This is a genomic window from Pontibacter amylolyticus, assembly GCF_014638845.1.
In the GTDB taxonomy this organism is placed as follows: Bacteria; Bacteroidota; Bacteroidia; order Cytophagales; family Hymenobacteraceae; genus Pontibacter; species Pontibacter amylolyticus.
In genome coordinates, this window is sequence record NZ_BMFP01000010.1 from 88,007 (window position 1) to 110,656 (window position 22,650).

At 52.5% G+C, this 22,650-nt stretch carries 23 protein-coding genes; 9 read left to right on the plus strand and 14 right to left on the minus strand.

Annotation, left to right across the window (positions count from 1 at the left end; genetic code table 11):
- Window positions 1–108: 108 nt before the first annotated feature.
- On the minus strand, window positions 109–990 hold the full coding sequence (locus tag IEV97_RS19540) for a DMT family transporter (protein ID WP_188503177.1): 882 nt from the start codon (window positions 988–990) through the stop codon (window positions 109–111).
- A gap of 147 nt (window positions 991–1,137) precedes the next feature.
- On the opposite strand from IEV97_RS19540, the gene IEV97_RS19545 reads away from it, so the two are divergent.
- A complete protein-coding gene (locus IEV97_RS19545) occupies window positions 1,138–1,617 on the plus strand; it encodes a regulatory protein RecX (RefSeq protein WP_188503178.1) in 480 nt (159 codons plus the stop codon).
- A gap of 152 nt (window positions 1,618–1,769) precedes the next feature.
- Window positions 1,770–2,015: a PLD nuclease N-terminal domain-containing protein gene (locus IEV97_RS19550; RefSeq protein ID WP_229734050.1), complete on the plus strand. Its 246-nt coding sequence runs from the start codon at window positions 1,770–1,772 to the stop codon at window positions 2,013–2,015.
- 110 nt (window positions 2,016–2,125) lie between these two features.
- Here IEV97_RS19550 and IEV97_RS19555 read toward each other — a convergent pair whose 3' ends face one another.
- The 7 genes from IEV97_RS19555 to IEV97_RS19585 form a co-directional block, all read right to left on the minus strand.
- Window positions 2,126–2,767 carry a DUF4230 domain-containing protein gene (locus tag IEV97_RS19555; RefSeq protein ID WP_229734051.1) on the minus strand — a complete coding sequence of 214 codons (642 nt, stop codon included), beginning with the start codon at window positions 2,765–2,767 and terminating at the stop codon, window positions 2,126–2,128.
- A 54-nt stretch (window positions 2,768–2,821) separates the two neighbouring features.
- Window positions 2,822–3,721: a 1-aminocyclopropane-1-carboxylate deaminase/D-cysteine desulfhydrase gene (locus tag IEV97_RS19560; protein ID WP_188503179.1), complete on the minus strand. Its 900-nt coding sequence runs from the start codon at window positions 3,719–3,721 to the stop codon at window positions 2,822–2,824.
- Window positions 3,722–3,766: 45 nt separating this feature from the next.
- A complete protein-coding gene (locus IEV97_RS19565) occupies window positions 3,767–6,211 on the minus strand; it encodes a YfhO family protein (protein WP_229734052.1) in 2,445 nt (814 codons plus the stop codon).
- A gap of 42 nt (window positions 6,212–6,253) precedes the next feature.
- Complete coding sequence (locus tag IEV97_RS19570; RefSeq protein ID WP_229734053.1) at window positions 6,254–6,523, minus strand: DUF4834 family protein; 270 nt, start codon at window positions 6,521–6,523, stop codon at window positions 6,254–6,256.
- Window positions 6,524–7,594: 1,071 nt separating this feature from the next.
- Window positions 7,595–10,408: a carbamoyl-phosphate synthase large subunit gene (gene carB / locus IEV97_RS19575; protein ID WP_188503180.1), complete on the minus strand. Its 2,814-nt coding sequence runs from the start codon at window positions 10,406–10,408 to the stop codon at window positions 7,595–7,597.
- 134 nt (window positions 10,409–10,542) lie between these two features.
- On the minus strand, window positions 10,543–10,743 hold the full coding sequence (locus IEV97_RS19580) for a helix-turn-helix transcriptional regulator (protein ID WP_188503181.1): 201 nt from the start codon (window positions 10,741–10,743) through the stop codon (window positions 10,543–10,545).
- Window positions 10,733–11,206, minus strand: a complete 474-nt coding sequence (locus IEV97_RS19585) for a hypothetical protein (protein WP_188503182.1) — start codon at window positions 11,204–11,206, stop codon at window positions 10,733–10,735. Before IEV97_RS19585 ends, IEV97_RS19580 begins: the two co-directional genes overlap by 11 nt.
- A gap of 312 nt (window positions 11,207–11,518) precedes the next feature.
- Here IEV97_RS19585 and IEV97_RS19590 point away from each other — a divergent pair, with 312 nt between their 5' ends.
- From IEV97_RS19590 to IEV97_RS19610, 5 genes are all read left to right on the plus strand, one after another.
- Window positions 11,519–11,740 (plus strand): hypothetical protein, encoded by a 222-nt coding sequence (locus IEV97_RS19590; RefSeq protein ID WP_188503183.1) that lies wholly within the window; start codon window positions 11,519–11,521, stop codon window positions 11,738–11,740.
- 263 nt (window positions 11,741–12,003) lie between these two features.
- Window positions 12,004–12,402, plus strand: a complete 399-nt coding sequence (locus IEV97_RS19595; protein ID WP_188503184.1) for a hypothetical protein — start codon at window positions 12,004–12,006, stop codon at window positions 12,400–12,402.
- Between the two features lie 172 nt (window positions 12,403–12,574).
- Window positions 12,575–13,939 carry a lysophospholipid acyltransferase family protein gene (locus IEV97_RS19600; protein WP_188503185.1) on the plus strand — a complete coding sequence of 455 codons (1,365 nt, stop codon included), beginning with the start codon at window positions 12,575–12,577 and terminating at the stop codon, window positions 13,937–13,939.
- Between the two features lie 174 nt (window positions 13,940–14,113).
- Window positions 14,114–14,644, plus strand: coding sequence for a hypothetical protein (locus IEV97_RS19605; RefSeq protein ID WP_188503186.1), 531 nt, complete (start codon window positions 14,114–14,116; stop codon window positions 14,642–14,644).
- A gap of 91 nt (window positions 14,645–14,735) precedes the next feature.
- Window positions 14,736–16,250 (plus strand): HTTM domain-containing protein, encoded by a 1,515-nt coding sequence (locus IEV97_RS19610; RefSeq protein ID WP_188503187.1) that lies wholly within the window; start codon window positions 14,736–14,738, stop codon window positions 16,248–16,250.
- Window positions 16,251–16,294: 44 nt separating this feature from the next.
- Here the strand turns inward: IEV97_RS19610 and IEV97_RS19615 are convergent, their stop codons facing one another.
- The 4 genes from IEV97_RS19615 to IEV97_RS19630 form a co-directional block, all read right to left on the minus strand.
- Window positions 16,295–16,741, minus strand: a complete 447-nt coding sequence (locus IEV97_RS19615; protein WP_188503188.1) for a hypothetical protein — start codon at window positions 16,739–16,741, stop codon at window positions 16,295–16,297.
- Between the two features lie 137 nt (window positions 16,742–16,878).
- On the minus strand, window positions 16,879–17,328 hold the full coding sequence (locus IEV97_RS19620; RefSeq protein ID WP_188503189.1) for a hypothetical protein: 450 nt from the start codon (window positions 17,326–17,328) through the stop codon (window positions 16,879–16,881).
- A 256-nt stretch (window positions 17,329–17,584) separates the two neighbouring features.
- Window positions 17,585–18,844, minus strand: a complete 1,260-nt coding sequence (locus tag IEV97_RS19625; protein ID WP_188503190.1) for a zinc dependent phospholipase C family protein — start codon at window positions 18,842–18,844, stop codon at window positions 17,585–17,587.
- 65 nt (window positions 18,845–18,909) lie between these two features.
- Entirely contained in the window at window positions 18,910–19,701 is a 792-nt protein-coding gene (locus tag IEV97_RS19630) for a phosphatase PAP2 family protein (RefSeq protein ID WP_188503191.1), read from the minus strand.
- A gap of 139 nt (window positions 19,702–19,840) precedes the next feature.
- Here IEV97_RS19630 and IEV97_RS19635 point away from each other — a divergent pair, with 139 nt between their 5' ends.
- On the plus strand, window positions 19,841–20,401 hold the full coding sequence (locus IEV97_RS19635; RefSeq protein ID WP_188503192.1) for a DUF4864 domain-containing protein: 561 nt from the start codon (window positions 19,841–19,843) through the stop codon (window positions 20,399–20,401).
- A gap of 25 nt (window positions 20,402–20,426) precedes the next feature.
- Here IEV97_RS19635 and IEV97_RS19640 read toward each other — a convergent pair whose 3' ends face one another.
- Window positions 20,427–20,906: a GNAT family N-acetyltransferase gene (locus tag IEV97_RS19640; RefSeq protein WP_188503193.1), complete on the minus strand. Its 480-nt coding sequence runs from the start codon at window positions 20,904–20,906 to the stop codon at window positions 20,427–20,429.
- Between the two features lie 91 nt (window positions 20,907–20,997).
- Window positions 20,998–21,492: a CHRD domain-containing protein gene (locus IEV97_RS19645; protein WP_188503194.1), complete on the minus strand. Its 495-nt coding sequence runs from the start codon at window positions 21,490–21,492 to the stop codon at window positions 20,998–21,000.
- Between the two features lie 163 nt (window positions 21,493–21,655).
- Here IEV97_RS19645 and IEV97_RS19650 point away from each other — a divergent pair, with 163 nt between their 5' ends.
- A complete protein-coding gene (locus IEV97_RS19650; protein WP_188503195.1) occupies window positions 21,656–22,246 on the plus strand; it encodes a membrane-associated protein in 591 nt (196 codons plus the stop codon).
- The last annotated feature ends 404 nt before the right edge of the window (window positions 22,247–22,650 follow it).

A 22,650-nucleotide genomic window follows, 5' to 3' on the forward strand; every position in this document is an offset into this window, starting at 1 on the left:
ACAGTAGGCTCTTAGTTTGATTGTTGGGTTTCACAATTTAAGAACTAACGACAAAACCTGCCCATCGTGTTTTGCTTTTTCAGAATTTAAGCGTGGAGGACCTCAGCGCTATACCTTGGGCAGCCTGGTTTCGTGGGCCTCGATCTCGCGCTGGGACAGTCGGTTTTTGTAGCGCACGTTCAGGATCACGCCCACCAGCACCAGGAACATCCCTACATAAGTGGCCACTTGGAAATGCTCGTCAAACAAAACAAAGCCCAACAAAAGCGCATAAATAATACCGATGTAGTTCAGGTTGGCTACTTTGGAGATCTCCTCGGCTTGATACGACATGGTCATGTAGTACTGGCCCAGCTGCGTAAGGATGCCCACCAGCAACAGAATGCCCCAGTCCCAACCCTCAGGCTGCACCCAGTTAAAGGCGGAGTACACACCGGCAATAGGCAGGGCCACCAGCGGAAAATAAAACACGATCACAAGCGGGTGCTCCCGGGTGTTGAGCCGGCGGATGGAGCTGTAAGCCAGTCCCGAGAAAAGGGCACTCGCCACCCCCATCCAAACGTAAAGTGAGTCGGCCGTGGCGTCGAGCCCCTCAATGACGATGATCCCCGCAAAAGAGATGGCAAAGAATACCCACTGCCAGGGCTTGACCTTCTCTTTGACAATGAAAACACCCAGAATGGTCGTGAAGATCGGCGAGAGGTACTGCATGGTGGCGGCTGTGGCCAGCGGAAGGTTCTGCAGCGTGTTAAAAAAAAGCACGAGCGCCGTAGAGCCCGTCAGGCCGCGCATGATGAGCAGTCCCCGGTTATTGCCCCATACGCTCACTTTCTGACGACTCAGCGCGAAATAGCTGATCACAATCGACACTGCCGAGCGGAATAAGATAATCTCCATGGCAGGTATATGCGGCATCAGCTTCACGCACACGTTCATGAGCGCGAAAAAAAACGTGGACAGCAGCATGTACCTGACTCCCTTTGAAAACATACCCAAGTTAATTTTTGAAGCCACAAAGGTGCGGGGAATTCAGATTAGTTGTTGATTTAATTGTTAGATTGTTAAATTGTTGATTGCTTCGAAAAGCGCAACTCTTGTGACCCTGTACTTGTTTTAACCAGGAGCAAAACGAACGATTTGGAACGACAGAAAAAACAGAAAACCTATACCCCGAAAGAGGCCCTGATCAAGGCGGCGGCTTACTGCGCGTATCAGGAAAGGACCCAACAGGAGGTGCGAACCAAACTCTATACCTACGGTTTGGAACCGGATGATGTGGAAGAGATCATTGTGCGCCTGGGTCAGGAGAAAATGCTGGACGAGGAACGCTACGCCCAGGCCTACGTGCGCGGCAAGTACGGCCTCAAAAAATGGGGTCGCCGCAAGATCGTGCAGGGCCTCAAAGCCAAAGGCATCTCAGACTATTGCATCAAGCAGGGCCTAAAGGAAATTGACTACGACGTGTATGAGCAGAACCTGTTACAGCTCCTCGAGAAAAAGAACGCCACCGAAAAAGAAAAGAACCCCTTCGCCCGCCGCCAGAAGCTGACTTATTACCTGGTGAGCAAAGGCTATGAAAGTGACCTGGTGCAGGATGCGCTGAAGAAGCTGGAATAAAAGTTTGCCTTATTATCAGACTATAATAAAGAATTCCTATATTAGTAAACTGTAATGACTTGTCCCAGCAGCCTGTCCGCACAGGTGTGGCGTGAAGACTTGTGTTGCAGTACAATTTGTATAGAGAAATATCACACGAAAACTAACTTAACATGATGCTAAACAGCCTTTTATTTATCGGCGGACTAGGAGGAGCAGAATTAATGCTGATCTTGTTTTTCCTGGGTATGCCCATCATTCTATTGCTTTGGGCCTTGGTTGACCTGCTTACGAGCGAATTTAGCGACAGCACCAACAAGCTGGTCTGGGTGATTGTCATCCTTTTCCTGCCTGTTTTAGGAGCCATCCTGTATCTTTTGATAGGAAGAAAACAGAAGACACGCCTTTCTGCCCGGTAGCAACCCCCTTAAACTAAGTAGCAGTCTAGTTAGATTCGCTCCCAGACAAGTGGAGTGACGGCATTTCTTATAGCTGACTAACAACCATCAAAAAACCGAACCGGTTGTAATCAACGCTTCTTCGGCATTTCAGGGTTCTGGATCCGTCGCTGCGGCACCAGCACCACTTTACGGCCTGTTACTTCCTCTAAAATAGGCTTGAGCACCTTCTCGGCGTTTACCTGCGTCTGACGCAGGATGCCAGCGTTGATGGCCGCTTCTTTCACGTTGGATTCGGCATAGCGGTAGCTTTCCTGCACCAGGTCGGCGTCCTGGAAATACGTGTTCTCCTTCGAAAAGACTTTGGATTTGCTGTGGTCGATCTTGTAGTAGCATAGCTCCGGCTCCGGCAGACTGATCTGCACCAGTGAGTCGCCCTGGAACACAATATCCTGTTCAGTCAGCTTCGTGAAATCGATACAGCCGACGGCCTCTCCTGTCACAATCAGCACCACTTTCGAGTTCGGCACCCAGCGCGAGACGTTTTTCTCGTACTCCACCACATCCTTAAAATTATAGCGCACCAGTTCCATCTTTCCGAGCTCTTCCACTGTGGTCAGGATGGTGTTGTGGTTTACTATCACTTCAGGTTGCCTCTCGTCGGGGCCAAAAGTGTCTTTCACTTGTCGCCAAACATACCACCCCACCAAAAGTAGCAGAATAAAGGGTAGCAGACGGAACAGAGAGCGGATAAGGGGCATGAAAAAATACATTTCTTGGTTGATTTCTATTGCCTACACAGCAATTATGGTGCTAAAGTTCAAATCCTATACCTCCAGGCCCAGGCGCTCCTTAAAACCCGCGTTGCCCTGCAAACCGCCAGTATGCACCGCCACAATGCGGCTGCCTTCCGGGAAGTAGCCTTTTTGGATCAGATCAACCAGGCCGTAGAACATTTTGCCGGTATACACCGGCTCCAGCGGCAGACTGTGTTCCTGCTGAAAACTGCGCATAAAATCCAACAACTCAGGCTTCACTTTGGCATAACCGCCGAAATGATAGTCAGTGATTAGCTGCCAGTTGTCGTAGTGTTGCCCGCTATACCTGTTGATCAACTGCTCGATCTCTTCCTTTAGAAAATCGCCCCCTTTTAGAGCCGGAAAGCCGAGCACTTGCCTTCTGCCGGCAAGCCCGGCGATGATGCCGGCCAGTGTACCGCCTGTGCCACTGGCGCAGCAGATGTAGTCGAATTCAACGGAGATGTCTGACACAATTTCAGTACAGCCTTTTACGGCCAGCGCATTTGTGCCACCTTCAGGTATAATGTAAGGATGTCCGAACTGCCCGGCCAGTTGCTCCAGGTATACAGCGTCAGTCTTCTGCCGGTAAGCCTCGCGGGAAATGTAGTGCAGTTCCATCCCTGCCGCTGTAGCAAAACTGAGCGTAGGGTTAAGCGGCAGGTGCTCCTCTCCACGGATGATGCCGATGGTCTTGAAACCAAACTCCTGCCCTGCCGCCGCGACTGCCATGATGTGGTTGGAGTAGGCTCCGCCAAAAGTGAGCAGTGTATCGTGTTGAAGCCGCTTTGCTTCCTGCAGGTTGTACTTTAGTTTGCGCCACTTATTGCCCGATATGGTGGGGTGCAGCAGATCCTCCCGCTTCACCCAAAGCGCTATACCTTGCTCCTCCCATACCTTGCTGTGCAGCTGTTGCAGCGGTGCTTCCATGCGCTTTAAAACAAAGGCCCCGATCTGTAATACCGGGGCCTCAATTTATACGATCACTTCTTTTTCTACTTCTTCCGGCTTGCGGCGCATCCCATAGAAAATGGCGCCACCCAGCACTGCCAGCAGCAGAATCGACGAGATCAATGATACAGTATTGCCAATCGCGTAGGATTTCGGCTCGAACTTAAACTCGATGGTATGCTTGCCGGCCGGCACTTCCATGGCGCGCAGAATGTAGTTCACCCGGATGTGGTCTACCGGCTTTCCGTCGAGGTAGGCCTGCCAGCCGTCGGCGTAGTATACCTCCGAGAACACTGCCAGACCGGCCTGCGCCGCATTCACCGCATAAGTCAGGGCATTTGGCTGGTACTCGGTCAGCTCAATGGTAGAGCCTTCGGCATTATAGTTGGCAGCTGCTGTCTTGAACTTCGACACGTCCACCACAGCGGTCGTGCTGGCGTCCAGTCCGTTCAGTGCCTCAATTTCTTCATCCGGATTGTTCACCGTTTTCACTTCGCTCACAAACCAGGCGTTGCCCAGTGCGCCCGGCACACGCTGCACCGGCTGCTGCGGATCGCCTGTGATCACGTAGCGGGTATTGAGCATGCGCAGCACCTCCAGGTTGTTCTGCACAATGTGGCGGTCAATTACATCCTGGTAGCGACGCAGCTTGGCGCCATGGTAGCCACCCACCGACTTGTGGAAGTAGGAGGTACGGGCATCGTTAAACGGATTCGGCAGGTAGAGCACGCGGTAGTGCGGGTCTTTGTCCTGCAGGATCATCTGGTCGGCTTTGGTTGGCTGGAAGTAGTTCTCCACCACGCGCTTCTCAAAGTCACCATCATTGAGGTAGCGCTTGTTCACGCTCCACAGGTCCACCAGTATCAGTAAACCTATACCTGCCATGGCCATCGTAGCCGAGAGTTTATTTTTCAGATAGAAGTACAGCAGACCCAGCGCTAATGCGATGAAGATAAACGAGCGCAGCGCATCGGAGCGCATCATGCTTTCGCGGTCGGCCCGGATGGCATCGAGCGGGAAGTACGACTGCTGCAGCTGCGCATCGACAGTACCCACAAAACTCGCCGAGCCGGCAAACACCCATACCAGCAAACAAACGCCGGCGGTTATACCTCCGGATATCAGCAGTTTCTTGTCGAAGTCCTTGATCAGGTCGCGGTCACGGATCACTTTGTAAAGCGCCAGTATACCCAGCAGCGGTATGGTAATCTGAGCGATGATCAGGGCTGACGATACCGCCCTGAACTTGTTGTAGCCCGGGAAGTAGTCGAACATGAAGTAGTTGAAGGCCTCGAAGTTCTTGCCCCAGGCCAGCACAATCGACAGGATAGTGGCACCAATCAGCCAGATGCGGGTTGGCTTATGCACAATGAAACAGCCCAGCACGAACAGGAAAACCACGATAGCACCTACGTATACCGGACCACTCGTCATCGGCTGGGGCCCCCAGTAAGTTGGCAGGCCCTGCTCGAGCGCCTGCTCCGCCTGCACCGGCGGCATACCCAGCCCCAAGAGCGCCTGGTAGCTTTGCGAGTCTTTGTCAAGGCGGGTGTTATTGCTGCTGCCCCCATAGAAGTCAGGTATAAGCAGCGTCATCGTTTCGCCCACGCCGTAGCTCCAGTTAAAGGCATAGTCGCGGTCGAGGCCGCTGGAAGTCTTGTCGCCGCTGTTGGCCACGCTCAGCTCCGATTTACCACGGATGCTGTGCTGGCTGTACTCGGCCACGGTATAAAGTCTGCCGAAGTTCACGCCCACGGCCAGCACCGCTGCCACGGCCAGCACCAGACCACGTTTGATCAGGTCGGCCATCCGGCCTTCCTTAATGGCATAAATGAGCTCCACCACCATCCACACCAGCACCATCAGGAGCATGTAGTAGGTCATCTGCAGGTGGTTAAAATGCAGGTTGAGTGTGAGGCCCAAGGCAAAAATGGCAGCCCCTATCCAGACGTTCCGCCGGAGGGCATAGAACATACCGGCGAGCACCAGCGGGATGTAGGCAATGGTAAGTGACTTGGTATTGTGGCCCGCCTCCAGAATGATGAAGTTATAGGAAGTGAAGGCAATGGCAATGGCGCCGATGACAGACACCCAGGTATTGAGCCGCAGCGTGACCAGCAAAAAGTAGGCACAGAGCAGCGTGATGAAGATGTTGCCCGCCATGGCCGGCATGTTGAAGGTCAGGATGCTATGGATGTATCCTGAAAGGTCGCCGGAATAGCGGGTGTTGATCAGGTATGAGGGCATGCCGCTGAACATGGAGTTTGTCCAGAGGGTTTCTTCGCCGGTGGCCTCGCGGTAGTCCTGTATCTCTTTGGCGCCGCCCTTAAACTGCAGAATGTCGTGCTGCGCCATCGCCTTGTCTTCGAACAGGACAGGAGCAAAATATACGGCAGTAAGAACAAGGAAAATCAGAACCGCGATAAGGTGCGGGAGCACATCGCGCTTAAAGTCAATAGAAGCTGTCATATCTTTCAGGAAACCTCAGAATAGAGCTGAAAGATAGGGCTTTTATTTTATTTCTTCATAATCGACGTACTGGCCGCCGTTGAAATCCTTGCGGTCCGGCTGCTCCGGTATGTAGTCGATTTTCACGCCGCCCTTCTGACGGCCGTTGCCATTCGATTGCGGCTCAGGGCGTGGCTGGTTCATGTTGCTGTAGAAGAAAGTGCCGTTGCGGAGGCTCTTCTTCACAAAGAAAGCCAGTAACCAGCGAAACAGGACAGGAGCAGCTAATCTGAGAAAAAGGATAACAAGTATGGTGATGAATATGAACTTCATAATAGTCGGTTAAGGTATAGCCAGCAAACGTCGGCCGTCTATTAGTTAACAAAAACAGTACCTGTTCGGATACAATTCCCCTGCCAAAAAGTTTTTCCTGCCATTTCGGCGGGGCTTGTGCAAAGATACGGATTTTGTATTTCGCTTGAAAATTGGGGTTGTGGGTGTACACTGCTTCTGTCACGAACGTTTTCGGAATATGAGTTATCTCCGCCCTCGCTCGCGTCCCGCGGGTGTGAGCTATCGGGCGGACTCTGGCGGCTGGTTTAAACTGTCTGAATCAGGATTTACAGGATTTATGGATTTACAGGATTTCTGTGCACGATTGCCATCCTCTTGCCCTTTCTTTTTCGATGGCCTTTACCTCCAATGCGACTTTCAACTTACTGCTCCCCACCTGCCATCTTGTAAAAATCTTGGTGGCAGCAGGTGAGGTAGCAACTACAACACACCTGGACATTACTCCCCCTGTCCCCTCCCAATACAGGAGATTTTTTGGCCGTTGCCCATTTTCAGGTATAGAAAGGGCTGCTGAAACACACGCATTGCCGGTTTCACCCCCCCACCCCTCCTTGTTCTTGAAGGGGGCCCCTACCCCCAGTCGGGGAGCCTGTTGCTACGCTACAGGTATAGCTTCGTTGCTTTATGACCCGTGCACGATTAACATCCCCCTGCCCCCTTCAAAGGGGGACTTTATGCAGTTGCCACTCTACAGGTATAAGCACTGTTGTAGACGTCACACACCACTGGCGGGTATAGCAAGACCAACTTGCCCTGGAAACTATGAAGCAGATCACCTCAGCCAGGTGCACCAATGACGATTTTTTGTTTGAGCGGTCAGCGAGTTCAAAATCGTCTTGATTTTTTTGTCCCGAAAGCTTTCGGGATGCCCGCCACACAGGCGAAGCTATACAACAATACTAGTTGCTATACCTGCTGCGACAGTTGCTACAAAGCAAGAAAAGCATCTCCACACTTGCGGGACGTGAGGGCAATTAGTATGCTGTTCCAACAAAACAAAAAGCCCTCTCCTTTTCAGAAGAGGGCTTTTTACATATTACAGAACAAGCACTATACGCTCAGGTATAGGTTGCGCTCAGAGTATACCTTAACAAAGTAGTCATCCTGCAGGTTATCGATGAAGTAGATCGCCTCGCCTGTGGACTTCATTTCCGGGCCGAGTTCCTTGTTCACTTCCGGGAACTTGCTGTGGGAGAACACCGGTACTTTGATGGCGTAGCCTTGTTTGTGCGGATTGAAGTTGAAGTCCTTCACCTTCTTCTCGCCCAGCATGATCTTGGTCGCGTAGTTGATGTACGGCTCGCGGTAGGCCTTCGCAATGAACGGGATAGTACGCGACGCACGAGGGTTAGCCTCAATCACGTATACCTCTTCGTTTTTCACGGCGAACTGTATGTTGATGATACCTACCGTGTCCAATGCCAGGGCGATGCGCTTGGTATAGTCTTCGATCTTTCGGATCACGTTCTCGCTCAGGTCGAACGGCGGCAGCACCGCGTACGAGTCGCCGGAGTGGATGCCGGCCGGCTCGATGTGTTCCATGATGCCGCAGATGTGCACGTCCTCGCCGTCGCAGATCGCGTCGGCCTCTGCCTCAATGGCATGGTCGAGGAAGTGGTCGAGCAGCACCTGGTTGCCCGGATGGTCTTTGAGCAGGTCGATCACGTGGGCTTCGAGTTCTTTCTCGTTGATCACGATCTTCATGCTCTGGCCACCGAGTACGTAGCTTGGGCGCACCAGCAGCGGGAATTTCAACGTTTTGCACAGCTCCAGCGCCTCTTCAGCTGTCTCGATCACGCCGAACGGAGGGTATGGTATACCTAGGTCACGCAGCAGGGAAGAGAAAGAGCCGCGGTCCTCGGCCAGGTCAAGCGCCTTGTAGCTCGTACCGATTACCTTGATGCCGTAGCGGTCGAGTTTCTCGGCTAGCTTCAGGGCGGTCTGTCCACCCAGCTGCACGATCACGCCTTCCGGTTTCTCGTGCAGGATGATGTCGTAGATGTGCTCCCAGAACACCGGCTCGAAGTACAGCTTGTCCGAAATGTCGAAGTCCGTTGAAACCGTTTCCGGGTTACAGTTGATCATGATGGTTTCGTAGCCGCACTCCTTGGCCGCCAGCACACCGTGCACGCAACTGTAGTCGAACTCTATACCTTGTCCGATGCGGTTCGGGCCTGAGCCGAGCACCACGATCTTTTTCTTGTCGCTCACCACGCTTTCGTTCTCTCCGTCGAAGGTGCTGTAGAAGTAGGGTGTCTTGGCTTCGAACTCGGCGGCGCAGGTATCCACCATTTTGTAAACACGCTGTATACCTAGTTCCATGCGCACGGCATGCACTTCGCTCTCGAGGCAGCGCAGGATGTGCGCAATCTGGCGGTCGGCGTAGCCTTTCACCTTCGCTTCGCGCAGCAGCTCGCCCGGCAAGGTAGCCAGGGTGTATTTCTCCATCTCCTTCTCCAGCATATCGATTTCCTCGATCTGCGACAGGAACCAAGGGTCGATCTTGGTCAGGTTCTGGATGGTGCTGGTAGGTATACCGATGCGCATGGCATCTTTGATGCAGAACAAACGGTTCCAGCTCGGGTTCTTCAGGTTGTAGATGAGTTCATCGTAATTGGTCATCTCCTTGCCGTCGGCACCCAGGCCATTGCGCTTGATCTCGAGGCTCTGGCAGGCTTTCTGCAGCGCCTCCTGGAAGGTACGGCCAATGCCCATCACCTCGCCCACAGACTTCATCTGCAGACCCAGGGTGCGGTTAGCGCCCTTAAATTTATCGAAGTTCCAGCGCGGTATCTTCACGATCACGTAGTCCAGCGCCGGCTCAAAGTAAGCCGAGGTGGTCTTGGTGATGGCGTTTTTCAGCTCGTCGAGGTTGTAGCCAATGGCCAGCTTCGCGGCGATCTTGGCAATCGGGTAACCGGTTGCTTTAGAGGCCAGCGCCGAAGAGCGGGATACGCGTGGGTTGATCTCAATGGCAATGATGGTGTCGTCTTCCGGGTTCACGGAGAACTGCACGTTACAGCCGCCGGCAAACTGCCCGATGCCGTTCATCATTTTGATGGCCAGGTCGCGCATTTGCTGGTAGATGGTGTCGGGCAGGGTCATGGCTGGCGCTACCGTGATGGAGTCGCCGGTGTGCACGCCCATGGGGTCGAAGTTCTCGATAGAGCAGATGATGATGACGTTGCCGATGTTGTCGCGGAGCAGTTCGAGCTCGTACTCTTTCCAGCCCATGATGCTCTGCTCCACCAGCACTTCGTGCGTAGGCGAAGCGTGCAGGCCGCGGGTCAGGGCCGCGTCGAACTCCTCAGGGGTATTAACAAAACCGCCCCCCGTACCTCCAAGGGTAAACGAAGGGCGAATAACGAGTGGAAAACCGATTTCCTGCGCTATCTCTTTTCCTTCCAGGAACGAGGTAGCTGTTTCTCCCTTGCAAACATTCACCCCGAGCTCGAGCATTTTCAAACGGAACTTCTCGCGGTCTTCGGTGGTCTCGATGGCTCTGATATCCACACCGATGATGCGAACGCCATACTTCTCCCAAACGCCGGCCTTATCGCACTCGATGGCCAGGTTCAGGGCCGTCTGTCCGCCCATGGTAGGCAGCACGGCGTCAATCTTATGCTTCTCCAGAATCTCAATGATGTACTTCTTCTCAAGCGGCTTGAGGTACACATTATCCGCTGTTACACTATCGGTCATAATAGTGGCGGGGTTTGAATTGATGAGCGTCACTTCGATGCCTTCTTCACGAAGGGAGCGTGCCGCTTGCGAACCGGAATAGTCAAACTCGCAGGCCTGGCCGATAACGATGGGGCCAGAACCAATAATCAGAACGGATTTAATACTGGTGTCTTTAGGCATTTGTATGGGTAGGTATAAATTGCCCAAAGTTACCGCAAAATGTTGGGGCTCACAAACGAAAAATGCTCTGGAAGGCTATCTTTTTTGTAACACGGGGCACACGCTGTACCTGGACCAAAGCCTTTTGTTGTCCGCTAATCGCCTTCTTCGAGTATAAAAAGCTCATTTACGGTCATGCCAAACAAGTCCGACATTTTAAGAGCCAGCAGCGTGGAAGGTAGGTATTTATTCTTTTCGATGGCATTGATGGTCTGGCGGCTCACGCCCAAGGCTTCGGCCAGTTGCTCCTGGGTCATGTCTTTTTTGGCCCGCTCTACTTTGATGTTATTCCTCATCTGCCTCGAGGGATTTCTGGATCTGATGGAGTCTGACCCTGAAATAACCATAGGTATAAACAAGTAGCAGCGCCAGTGCACCGAGCATCCCCCCTACGTCGGGCATGCCAATCGCTCTGCCCTCCAACAGCCTAACTATGTTAGTGAACAGAGGAAGCAGCAGTAACCCGACTATCAGGTATAGCACACCCGTCATAAACGCCTGGTAGCGCACATGCTGCACCATCTCGTCCTCCTCTTTCTCCTCCGAGAAATTGAGCAGCGCCAGCCCAATGATGATGGGGTAGTATATGATCGGTTTTGACCATTCATCAAAAAAAGCATCGTTTCTTGGTATGAGCCCTATACTGATCAAGACGAAGGTTAAGAGCGTCATAAAGGGGACACCTGCTATGAGTACCCAAAGGCCGTAGCGCTTATACCTATAGGGCAGCAACTTTATCGGGGGCATTACTTCTTTCATAGGCTTTTTGGGTATATGTACGAATTTGTTTACTAAAAGTAAAACATATTTTACATTAAGCAAATTATTCTTTACTCCGTCAAGATCTATACCTGCTGATCATTCTTCTTGACAACACACTGGGGTTGATGCGTTTAGTAGGCGACCTGGTTTTTCTGGCCGCTACCCGAGTTGTATACCCGGCGCTCTCGTTGAAGTCCGTTTCTTTGACGGATCCAAAGTGAATTGCGGAAGCAGCATACTTTAACACAGCCTAAATAAAAACCTTGCGCCCGCGCTACGTACATAAGGTATAACCTAAATTGAAGAACCATGGAAATACCACGCGAAGACGATATTATTACCAACTCTGATGAAAGCGAGCGTCTGCCTGACGAAAACCCCGAGCCGCTGGAGGGCATCAAAAAAGAAGAGCACGACATATTAGACGCTGAGCCGGAAGGCGCAGAGGAAGGAGGCAATGTCGCAGCCAAAAATGAGGAAGACACCCGTAAGCTGGACGGCAGCAACGCCAATAATTTAAGAACAAAATAAAATATTGCTGAACAGAAAAGCCGCAGATAACAGCATTAGGTGCTGTTATCTGCGGCTTTTGTCGTTTGCTTTGGGCCATTAAACTGCGTGAGAAATCTAAAAAGACTTTTTCACCAAACAATAGCAGCAAAATCACGAAACCAGCAGCATTATATAGCATTATTACAATATAAAGAACGTCTTTTTTATCTGAAAAAAGGTTGCCACTAATACAATTAATCTGTATTATTAGGCTGGGATTCACCGGTTTAACGCCACAGATTATGGTTTACTTCCAGACGGACTATCTGCTCGTAGAGTACCACGTAGCCAGCCATGTACTGCTGAGTCAGTGGTATGGCAAATGCAGCAGCCTGCAGTACAGGCAGGCGCTCATCAAACTGATCAGGCTTGCCCGGGAGTTGGGAGCGCCCTACGCTATTACCGACAGCCGCCTCCTTACCCCCCTGGACCCCGATGACCTGGCCTGGACCCGCGACGTGTACGCCCAGGCTTTCAGCCAACTCCCGCTCAAGCGCTCCGCCTCCCTCAACCCTTTCGACCCTGCTGCCCACCGACAACTCCAGCAGGTGTTTTTCAAAAGCTCCTCCCCGCTCCCCTTCGAAACCCGGGAGTTTGACGACCTAACCTCCGCTTACGACTGGCTTACTTCTGAGGAATAGACCACAGTTCCCGGATCTGCCTGGCACACGCTTAACCGCCAGCCATACCCTGATTTAAGCTGCTTTCTTCTGCTTTCCCCATCATCCGGCTATAAAAGATATTGCTTATATTGTCAGGCTAAACGCAGGCCTATACCCCGGTGAGGCTACTGCTTATACCTGAAAAGCGCGCATGCTATACCTTGTTTTAAAGCTGATCTTACGCACAGGCCTGTGGGTGTTCTTCCGGAGGTTTGTGGTGCGCAACCGCCATTTGATGCCCACGCGAGGCCCGCTGCTGGTCGTGGCCAACCACCCCAACACGTTCATGGACCCGATCGTGATCGCCTCGCTGCTTCCCCAGCAGGTATACTTTATCGCCAAGAGCACCGTGTTCAGTTCGCCGCTGCATAACTGGCTCCTCTACCGCATGAACCTGATCCCGATTCACCGCAGTCAGGACCAGCCGGGCTTGCCGGTAGACAATGAAGCCGCCTTCAAGGCCAGCTACCAGGCCTTGGCAGGCCGCAAAACGCTCCTTATCTTTCCGGAGGGCACTAGTTTTATTGAAAGGCGCCTGCGCAAGCTCAGGACAGGCACGGCCCGGATGGCACTGGGCGCCGTGGCACAGTTGCCTGAGGTGGCTGACCTGCAGATACTCCCGGTGGGCCTCAACTACTCCGACCCTACCCGCTTCCGAAGCGATGTGTTTGTGAACGTGGGAAAACCCATTGCCATCGCCCCCTACCTGGCGCAGTACCAGCAGGATGAAAAGGGGACCGTTAACGAACTGACGGACCATATCCGGCGGCAGCTCGAGAAACTGATCGTCGTAACCCCCTCCGACGACGAGGACACGCTTGTACAGCAGATAGAGCAGGTATACAAAGAAAAACTGGCAGCCCAAACACCTCTGGATGCCCCTCGCCACGTGCGCGACTTTCTGCTGACAAGGGCTATAATAAAAGGGCTGGCGCACTTTCTGGAAACGCAGCCGACACGGGTGGAGCGGTTCCGGGATAGGATGCGGTCGTATAACCAGCAGCTTGAGGAACTGGACCTGCAGCGCCTCCCCACCGTGGAGGAAAACAACGTGCTGCTCCGTCAGACCCTCGCCCGCACCCTGCTACTGACGCTCACCATGCCGCTATACCTGTACGGGCTTATCAACAATTACCTGGCCTACATTATACCTTCCAGAGTAGCCGATGCACTGACAGAGGAGCAGGAGTTCAGGGCGCCGATCATGCTGTCGGTAGGCATTTTTTCATTTCCGATACTATATGCACTACAGGCGGGCATCCTGTGGCATTTCTGGCCGAGCACCCTATACCTGTTGCTATACCTGATCAGTCTGCCGCTGTCGGGCTTTTTCGCGCTGCGCTACTGGAACACACTGCTGCGTGTGCGGGAGCGCTGGCTGCTGCTACGACTCTTCCTGAGCAACAGCCCGGTGGCAGAAAGCCTGAAACGGCAGCGCCAGGAGTTGATAGAGGAGCTGGAGGTGGCCAGAAAAGAGTATCTCCACCAACAGACTGGCAGCCAGCGCTTTGGCTAAAACCGCATCCGCTCCATTTCGTCTATGTCTATATAAGTACTCCTGAAAACCTGCATCGGGCATCGAAACAGGTTTTATCCAATCTATTTACACAAAAAAAGCTATCTAAATAGCACTAGTTCCGTAAACAGGATACTGAAATCTAATTTTACAGTATTACAAACAACAAGAACTATGAAAAAGACATTTGTAAACATGCTCGCTCTATCATTTGTAGCGGCAACGGTAATGACCGGTTGTGCAGACACCACTACTACTGGTACTGATGCAACGGATACCGATATGAACGGCACAACAACCGGAACTACAACTACTGGTACAACGACCACTGGCACAACGACCGGAACTACCACCGGCACAACTACTGGAACCACTACGGGTACGACGACTGGTACGACAACCGGCACAACTACTGGAACCACTACGGGTACGACCACAGGCACTACAACCGGAACTACCACCGGTACAACTACTGGCACGACCACAGGTACCACAACCGGAACAACAACGGGTACGACAACCGGAACTACTACAGGAACCACGACCGGTACAACCACTGGAACTACCACCGGTACTACTACGGGCACAACGACTGGTACTACAACTGGAACGACGACTGGCACTACAACCGGCACAACTACTACCGGCGGTACAACCACCGGCTCCACTACCGGAACTACCACCATGGGTACAGCTCCAAGATAGCAGGCGTTATTCTTCTGATCACACAAGCAAAAAGGCAAGCACCTCCCGGTCTTTGCCTTTTTGTTTTATTCAACCTTATACCTGAAGCATCATGAATCAACTGCAAGGATACCTCCGAAAGGTTTTTACAGTTGACCTTCGTGCACTGGCCATCATGCGGATCTGGGTAGCCGGGATTATCCTCACGGACCTGGCCATACGGGCAACCGACCTGGAGGCGCACTATTCCAACATGGGCGTGTTGCCGTTGCATGTGCTACACCAGTTTGGCTGGAACCCTTACCACTTTTCCTTTCATACCCTGAGCGGACTCTGGCAGGTACAGGCCCTGCTCTTCCTGGTAGCGGCCGTATTTGCGGTATGCCTGCTGCTGGGCTATAAAACCCGCACGGCCACCATCGTCAGTTGGGTCCTACTCGTCTCGCTGCAAAACCGGAACACGTTTATAGCGCAGGGCGGTGATGACCTGCTCCGCATGCTGCTCTTTTGGGGGATGTTTCTGCCCTGGGGCAAATTTTACAGCTATGATGCCGTCAAATCGGAAGCTCCTCCGCTACAGCAAACGACCTATTTCAGTGCGGCCACAGTGGCGTACATCATGCAGATTTTCCTGGTGTATTTCTGCACGGCCCTGCTCAAGAGTTCACCGGAGTGGCACACCGACGGCACCGCCCTGTACTATGCGCTCAGCCTCGACCAGATCCTGATGCCTGTCGGCAAGCTGATATACCCTTACCCGGAGCTCCTGAAGTTCCTGACGCTCAGTGCCTGGTATACCGAGTTGCTGCTACCCTTTCTGCTGCTGATCCCTTTCTATAATCACGTCTGGCGGCTCGTTGTCATCGGTGTGCTGTTTGTGTTTCACATCAGCATCAGCCTGACTCTGTTTGTCGGTCTGTTTTACCTCATCAACATCGCCTCCATCTCCGGTCTGCTCCCGCCACAGGCCATGAACTGGGCCGAGCGGAAGTTCTTTACATCCTTCAGAAGGCCTTTTTCAGGACAGTTTCAGCGCATCTTCAAGGGCTTTAAGAGCCCGGCTCAGCTACGGCTGGAGATCAGCATGCAGAAGCCGCTGCTTTCGAAGAATCAGCTGCGCTACGCCCGGGAGGGATTTGTGACTTTTGTGCTGATCTACTGCATCTGGTGGAACCTGGCAGGAGCCACTGTACGGGTGCCGGCCATGACGGAGTCCACCACCTGGTTTGGCAACCTGCTGCGCGTAGACCAGCGCTGGGGTATGTTTGCCCCGGCCGTTTTTAAGGATGACGGTTGGTATGTGCTGGAAGGCCACGCAGCCAACGGCCAGTTAATAGACCTGAACCGGGAGGGGAAGGAAGCTGATTACGCCAAGCCCGCCTCCGTGATGAGCATGTTTAAGAATGACCGCTGGCGGAAGTACTCCGAGAACTACCTGTTTGTGAACTATGCTTTCCTGAGGCCTTACTACTGCAACTACCTGGTGCGCCGCTGGAACGAGGCACATCCCCAAAACCCCATAAAAGAACTGCAGGTGATATACATGAAAGAGTATACGCAGCCCGATTACGAGCCCGTTACCCCACAAAAAGAAGTGCTCTGCATCTGCGCCAATCTACCGCAGTAGAATGGCGCAGATGCAGAGCACCGTCTAATACCTTACTTCGAATATCAGCAGTCTTTGTCGTCGCAGGCGAGGGCGCTGCCCACGGCGGCGGCCACCAGGCCACCCAGCAGGTATAGTCCTACTGTCATGGCGCGGGTAGTGTTGGTGCGGTTGCTCGGGTCAGTGCCGAGGCCCATCGGACCGGGCAGCAACACAGCGCCTGCCCCTGCTCCGGCTCCCAGCAGGCTGCCACGCAGCCAGGTGTCTTTGCCGGCTCCGGCCAGGCTGTAGTAGAGTGAGTTGGAGATCACATCGCCCACCATGGCCCAGCTGCGCAAAGTATCATCGGCAGGAGGCTGTGCACCCGCCTTCTTCATAATTTTTGAAATGGCCCGCATTCCCAGCACATCCATCCGGGGTGCTTCAGGCACAAGCCTGCGCAGGGTTTCGTGTGTGATTGTTAAAACAACGGCCCCTGCCAGTCCGCTTACCAGTGCTTTGCTTATTTCCATAGTATTCGCTTCTTCATAGAGTTATTCAGGTCTTTGTGTTGCTATACGCAGAATTTATCTGTCTGCTGTAGCCCCACGAAACAAAAAGCCGGGTTGATCACCCGGCTTTTTGCCATGTAGCTTTATCGTTGGAGCAACTATCTGTTGCTTCCCTTGTTCTTGTTCAGGTTTCTGTTCAGCTTGTCCTGTGAGCTCGCACTTCTGGAACCCAGTTTGGCTGATTTGTTTTTGTTCATCGAGTTCATGGCTACCCAGCCTGCGCCCAGCGCCAGCAAAGAGCCACCCACTACCTTCTGGGTAGTGCTCAGACCATTCACTTTGTTCATGGTGCTGTTGCCAAATTCCTGCAGCTTTCCTGTCAGGTTGTTCAGGTTCTCCTTCTTGAACGTGTCCTTCCAGTTCGACTTGCCTGATGCAGAAGACTGCTGGCTGCTTCCGGATGCGTTTCTGGAAGATGATTGACTACCGCTGTTATAGCCTGAAGCGGAAGACTGGCTGGAGCCCATATTGGATGTATTTGATTGTGAGCTGCTCTGAGCTGATGGATTCTGATTCGATTGCGAATTCTTATTCGTTTTGTTTTCCATAGTTATGTTTGTTTTAATTAAACACATGCACACCCTGTCATGCGTCCACAGTTGGCCTTTTATGCAGGGTGTCAGACTTATATGTATCGCGTTTTAAGGCTTAGGGTTTCAGTCGCTCCTCATATTCCCCTGTGCGCACAAATTCGACCTGCTATAATTATACGAAAATCAGCAGACCAGCAATCTTTCCCGGCAGCAATACCCATGTGCTTATTTATGTTCTATATACCTGCGAGCTTAAACGCCTGGCCTTTTTCTACAACTGATACGCCTGCAGCTTTTTCAGGTCTTCTTTCAATTCGGCACGGTCTTCCTTCTCCACCTCCTGCAGCGCTACCCGGGGTTGATAGAATTGCAGGATATCCTGTCGCAGTGCCAGGCTTGTGTTCTTGAAGTCAGATTTGGCGAGTTTGTGCAGCAGCTCAGCGTACGTTTCATCGGTAAGCTTGTAGCCGCCAGGTTTTGTGGGCTCTCCTGTGTCGAGCTGCCTGTTGGCCAGCTTTAGCTGGTCCTGTTGCCGGAGCTGCTTTAGAAGTTTTGTATAATGCTCAACGGTGGTGTTAAAGCTGTGATAAAACAGTTTTTCGGCCTCTGGGGTCGGGGGTTTGAAGGCCAGCGTCCGGAAAGGCCCTAATTTGGGAAGCACTTTAATGATCCAGGCTGCGAAGCGGGCGAATATGTTGGGTCTGTCGTAGTCTGTGCCCCAGGTCTTGTTAAACTCCGCGCGCTTCATGTGGTAGTGAAACTTACGCCGGGTTATACCTGGACTGGCCTCCTGTATGTCACTTTTCTTGGCTTGCCAGGCGGCTTTGGTCAGGTCGGGTATAAAACCACGGATGGTATAGCGGTACGTACCGATCGCCAGCGGCAAGTTTAGAAACACTTCCTTTAGCTCAAGTCCGTAGGTCTCCAGGAAGGCCCGTTCCAGCAGTTCTTTCGACACCTCAAACCCAATAAAAGACTGATATGCCTCTGGTGCGTAATTGCCCCTTGCCACCTGCAATACATCGAATCCAAACTCAGTCTTAATATGCGATACGGGGTCTTCGGCATACGTCACCACTTGCCCATGCTCAGCTTTTACTTTGGGGTATACCAATGCCACCGCCTTGTTGGTGCCGAGTGGGTGACCGTGTATGTCGGCATTGTAGTGCGACAGGGCGCCAAGTGCAAAGCCATATTCCTCTATCGTAGTGGATGACTTGATGAGGTTCTCTACAAAATCGCCGCTGCGCACATAATGCGTCAGGTCGGTGAAGAAGGTGTTACCAAACGGGAAGTAGCCCATATCCTGCACAATAGAGCCGCCATAGGCGTGTGCGTGTGCCTTTTGCAGGTCCTCGTCCGTGGCCTTGGGAAAACGCTTGCGTAGCAGGGGCTCGATGGAGTCCTTCCAGGCGGCATCGATAATGGCCTGGTGCGTGAGCACGCCATAGGCGCGCACGGTGGTCGCCGTTAGTAACAGGTATAGGAACAGGGCCAGGAAGCCTGACCTTGAAAGGGTGCGGTAATTCATGATTGTAAGTATGCGTCAGGTGTTGTACGCAGAAACCGCCAAAGAGATAGAATAAGGGCTATATTCTATGGAGAAGCATGCAGCTTTTTCCGTGCTCTGAAGTAGCTCATCACTTCGACGATACTGATCCCCAACAGCACCCACATGGCGCCGAGCAGAAAGCCCGCCAGTACATCCGAAAGAAAGTGCACGCCCAGGTATATTCTGCTGAAACCTATCAGCAGGATCAGCGCGCCGGTTCCGGCCACCACTGCATTGCGCAAGCGCTTCCGGTACAGGTGGCGGTATCCGAAATAGGCCAGTATCCCCCAAAGCGCCATGCTGGTTGTGGCGTGCCCGCTCGGGAAAGAAAAATTATGCTCCGGATAGAAAGCTACCTCGGTGGGCCGATCGCGGCTGATAAACTTCTTGCCATACTGCACCGAAAGCCCTGTACCCGCCATGGTTAGCCAGAAGGCCAGCACCGCTGTGTAGCGCCGGTTGTACAAAAACACGATGGAGGCCAAACCGCCGACGGCGAAAACTGCTTCCCGGGTACCCAGTTGCGTGAGGGCATAAAACGTCTGGCTCAGCCACTCGCTGCGCATGCTGTAAAGGAAGTCCGTGAACGCTTTGTCAACATGCACGACCCCCTCTGATTCGATGACATCTTCGGCAAGTTGGGAGAGCAGTGCCGCGTTTACCCCTATGGCCAGCACCAGGATAGATAGCGGCAACCCAATAAAAGACGTGGTATCGAAGCGGCGCAGCAGAAAACTGGAAAGCCTTGGGAATCGGCGGTAGAAGCGCTGCACGACCGGCTGCCTGCCCAGCCAGTTGCGTATCGATTGGAAGAGGTATGTCAGAAAATGGAGCATAGAGTAAAAATCCAACTTTTATACGCAATCCTCTCAATTTGATACAGGCGCAAGCGCTTTTACCCGCAAAAAAGGGCGGTTCACATAGCGGAATGCTTTATTAACAACTTATTGGCCCTATATAAAGTACATATTGAACATGAGAGGGTTTGAAAACATATACGACAAACTCCTACTCGGTGTAGGGGTCGTGTTGCTGGTGTTGCTGTGGGTGCAGTTTCCGGCTATGCCCGAGATGAATGCGGAAGATCATGTACGCTACACCTCGGACGAAGCCAAAACGGTTATGAACTCAAAAGCCCGGTTTCTGAAGCCCTCCAAGACCCTTTCTCCCCGCGAAGTCATCAAAATTCAGCTTTACGCCCTCCAACGAAACGACATGACGGATAGTGGCATCATCACGGTTTTTAATTTCTCGTCGCCAACCAGCCGGGTAAGTTTAGGACCGCTCAACCACTTCCGGATGATGGTGCGTGACCCGGCCTACAGCCCCATGCTCAACTTCGTTTCATACAAAACCGGTAAGATGGTGATAACAGACGACACGGCTTACCAACTGGTCGTTATCAAAGGGGCAAGTGGGGAGCAGGTGCCTTACCTGTTCATACTGGCCAAGCAGCGAAAAGGCATGTATAAAGGCTGCTGGATGACAGTGGGCGTTGCCCGCCAGGATGTAAACCGCCAATCCAGCCTGATCTAAAGGCTATACCTTCTATACCTATATCTTACAGAGGTAATTCCATTTTGATATCGGCTCGCTCGTAAATGCTGGGCGGCATGGGTACTTCCACAAAGCCCAGGCGACGGTACAGGTTCAGGGCTGTTTCGAGCCTGCGGTTCGACACCAGGTATACCATGCGGGCACCGACCTCACAGGCTTTCCGGATGGCTGCCTCGCCTAAAAGCTTCCCGATCTTGAGGCCCTGTGCTTTGGGAGTCACCGCCATTTTAGCCAGTTCATACACGCCATCGCCATCGTTGATCAGTGCACAAGTGCCTACGATCTCGCCCTGGTAGCTGGCCATCAGGATATGCCCGCCCTTGTCGATGATGTAGCTTTGCGGATTACCCAACGATTTGTGGTCGGCCTCTTCCATCACAAAATAACGGGTGATCCACTCTTCGTTTAGGGCTTTGAACGCGCCGGCGTGCTGGGGTTCGAAATCGAGTATTTGTACGGTAGCTTCGGTAGTAGCCAAATGCATAATGTGTCTTAATTTACCACAAAGGTACACCTATACCTGCCTTATTGTCAAACAGGCTATCACAAAAGGACACTACTAAACCGTTACATCATTAGTTCTCACCACGCAGCAGTTGCCCGCGCAACTCACCGTTCGGGTAAGCGGTGCTGTGTATGTTCAGGTACCACCTGCCGTCGAGTAACTGCTCTTCTTCAGTTTGGGTTAACTTCCGCGTCGTGCCTGTCACCGAACCGGTATGGCTGGTGGGGTGATTTTCGATCGGTATCACGACAGGAGCGCTCTCGGTGGCAAGGGCCGGACCATGAAAGTGTATACCTACCGTGTTGTCAGCCGTGCTGCCGAGTGTCCAGCTAAAATTATATGTCAATACCCGGGTGCTCCGGTCGTAGGTAGCGGTGAGGGAACCCGATCCGCTTGTGGCAACGGCCGGCACCTCGTTTTCTCCGGACAGCCCTACATTTGTGAATTCAACCTCACTTTCAAGTAGATCCTCCTCATCGTCGTCGTCGCAGGCGTAAGCAAAACCGCTCAGTATCACTAAAAAATAAAACAGCGCCCTCCTGATACTTAAATCTTCCCGTTTCATAAGCCAATATTTTAAACCGTTATCAATCAAGTCTTTACATTGTTTTACTTGTCTGGCGGTCATTTGTTAGCTGTCAGGTATAATTTGACGCCTCACCCAAACTCTTTTCATCCTTTCGCAGGGAAATCAGGTATAAGGGGATCGATCAATCGCTTGTGTTTTCATGTCAGAAACCATCCCACTCTGGTTGCCAATCGCCTATACCTTATTCCTGCTGGTGTTGGTGCCGGTGTATTGGAAGCACTATGGTCCGGGCAATTTCCTATGGTTTTCGGATGTGGCGCTGTTCTCGGTGGGCATCGTGCTCTGGACGGAAAACCACCTTTTGCTGAGCATGATGGCTGTCGGGGTGCTGGGATTGGAGCTTATCTGGAACGTGGACTATTTCGGGCGCCTGCTCACTGGCAGGGAGTTGCTGGGCCTAAGCGATTACATGTTTCATCCGGACAAGAGCCTGTTTTTGCGTGGGCTGTCGCTGTTTCACGTCTTTCTGCCGGCCATCGTGATCTGGCTGCTGATGGAGTGGGGTTACGATACCCGCGCAATCTGGTACCAAACGGCACTGGCCTGGGTCGTGCTCCCGCTCAGCTACTTCCTCACCGACCCCAAAGAGAATGTAAACTGGGTATACGGCTTTGGCAGCGAACCACAAACCGCTATACCTAAGGGACTGTACTTTGCTCTGTCCCTATTGTTTTTCCCAATCTGCATTTACCTGCCTTCGCATTTTGTGCTGCAGTGGGTGTTTGATTGAGTTGCCAGGCTTTCCCCTTTTTGAGATGGGAGTGTGCTTGGTTATCATCCCCCTGTTCCCATCGAAGTGGTACTTTTGCCGCTAGTCCCTCTCCATCTGTCATCCTCAAAGGATCTTGGTTGGAGGGAGGTTAAGCAGTTGCTATTACACACCCCTGCCCCTCCCAAGAGGGAAGTTTTATGTTGCTACTTTACAGGTATAGCTTCGTAGCTGCAGCAGTTTCTTTGCAGTACCGGGTCAAACCATCCCTACCCCTCCTTATCCAAGGAGGGGACTTTCCGCCGTTGCCAGTTCGTAAGTATAGGCATTGTCGCCTCAATTACCCGTGCCCGATTAACATCCCGCTGCCCCCTTCGAAGGGGGACTTTCCCGCCGTTGCCAGTGTCAGGTATAAGCTTCGTCGT

Coding starts and splice junctions, on each gene's coding strand:
- IEV97_RS19555 (WP_229734051.1), bottom strand. CDS start 2,767: ATGTATTTTTTCATGCCCCTTATCCGCTCTCTGTTCCGTCTGCTACCC.
- IEV97_RS19620 (WP_188503189.1), bottom strand. CDS start 17,328: ATGGAAAACAAAACGAATAAGAATTCGCAATCGAATCAGAATCCATCA.
- IEV97_RS19625 (WP_188503190.1), bottom strand. CDS start 18,844: ATGAATTACCGCACCCTTTCAAGGTCAGGCTTCCTGGCCCTGTTCCTA.
- IEV97_RS19640 (WP_188503193.1), bottom strand. CDS start 20,906: ATGCATTTGGCTACTACCGAAGCTACCGTACAAATACTCGATTTCGAA.
- IEV97_RS19630 (WP_188503191.1), bottom strand. CDS start 19,701: ATGCTCCATTTTCTGACATACCTCTTCCAATCGATACGCAACTGGCTG.
- IEV97_RS19580 (WP_188503181.1), bottom strand. CDS start 10,743: ATGAGGAATAACATCAAAGTAGAGCGGGCCAAAAAAGACATGACCCAG.
- IEV97_RS19610 (WP_188503187.1), top strand. CDS start 14,736: ATGAATCAACTGCAAGGATACCTCCGAAAGGTTTTTACAGTTGACCTT.
- IEV97_RS19650 (WP_188503195.1), top strand. CDS start 21,656: ATGTCAGAAACCATCCCACTCTGGTTGCCAATCGCCTATACCTTATTC.
- IEV97_RS19570 (WP_229734053.1), bottom strand. CDS start 6,523: ATGAAGTTCATATTCATCACCATACTTGTTATCCTTTTTCTCAGATTA.
- IEV97_RS19550 (WP_229734050.1), top strand. CDS start 1,770: ATGATGCTAAACAGCCTTTTATTTATCGGCGGACTAGGAGGAGCAGAA.
- IEV97_RS19595 (WP_188503184.1), top strand. CDS start 12,004: ATGGTTTACTTCCAGACGGACTATCTGCTCGTAGAGTACCACGTAGCC.
- IEV97_RS19645 (WP_188503194.1), bottom strand. CDS start 21,492: ATGAAACGGGAAGATTTAAGTATCAGGAGGGCGCTGTTTTATTTTTTA.
- IEV97_RS19540 (WP_188503177.1), bottom strand. CDS start 990: ATGTTTTCAAAGGGAGTCAGGTACATGCTGCTGTCCACGTTTTTTTTC.
- IEV97_RS19565 (WP_229734052.1), bottom strand. CDS start 6,211: ATGACAGCTTCTATTGACTTTAAGCGCGATGTGCTCCCGCACCTTATC.
- IEV97_RS19600 (WP_188503185.1), top strand. CDS start 12,575: ATGCTATACCTTGTTTTAAAGCTGATCTTACGCACAGGCCTGTGGGTG.
- IEV97_RS19605 (WP_188503186.1), top strand. CDS start 14,114: ATGAAAAAGACATTTGTAAACATGCTCGCTCTATCATTTGTAGCGGCA.
- IEV97_RS19560 (WP_188503179.1), bottom strand. CDS start 3,721: ATGGAAGCACCGCTGCAACAGCTGCACAGCAAGGTATGGGAGGAGCAA.
- carB (WP_188503180.1), bottom strand. CDS start 10,408: ATGCCTAAAGACACCAGTATTAAATCCGTTCTGATTATTGGTTCTGGC.
- IEV97_RS19585 (WP_188503182.1), bottom strand. CDS start 11,206: ATGAAAGAAGTAATGCCCCCGATAAAGTTGCTGCCCTATAGGTATAAG.
- IEV97_RS19615 (WP_188503188.1), bottom strand. CDS start 16,741: ATGGAAATAAGCAAAGCACTGGTAAGCGGACTGGCAGGGGCCGTTGTT.
- IEV97_RS19635 (WP_188503192.1), top strand. CDS start 19,841: ATGAGAGGGTTTGAAAACATATACGACAAACTCCTACTCGGTGTAGGG.
- IEV97_RS19590 (WP_188503183.1), top strand. CDS start 11,519: ATGGAAATACCACGCGAAGACGATATTATTACCAACTCTGATGAAAGC.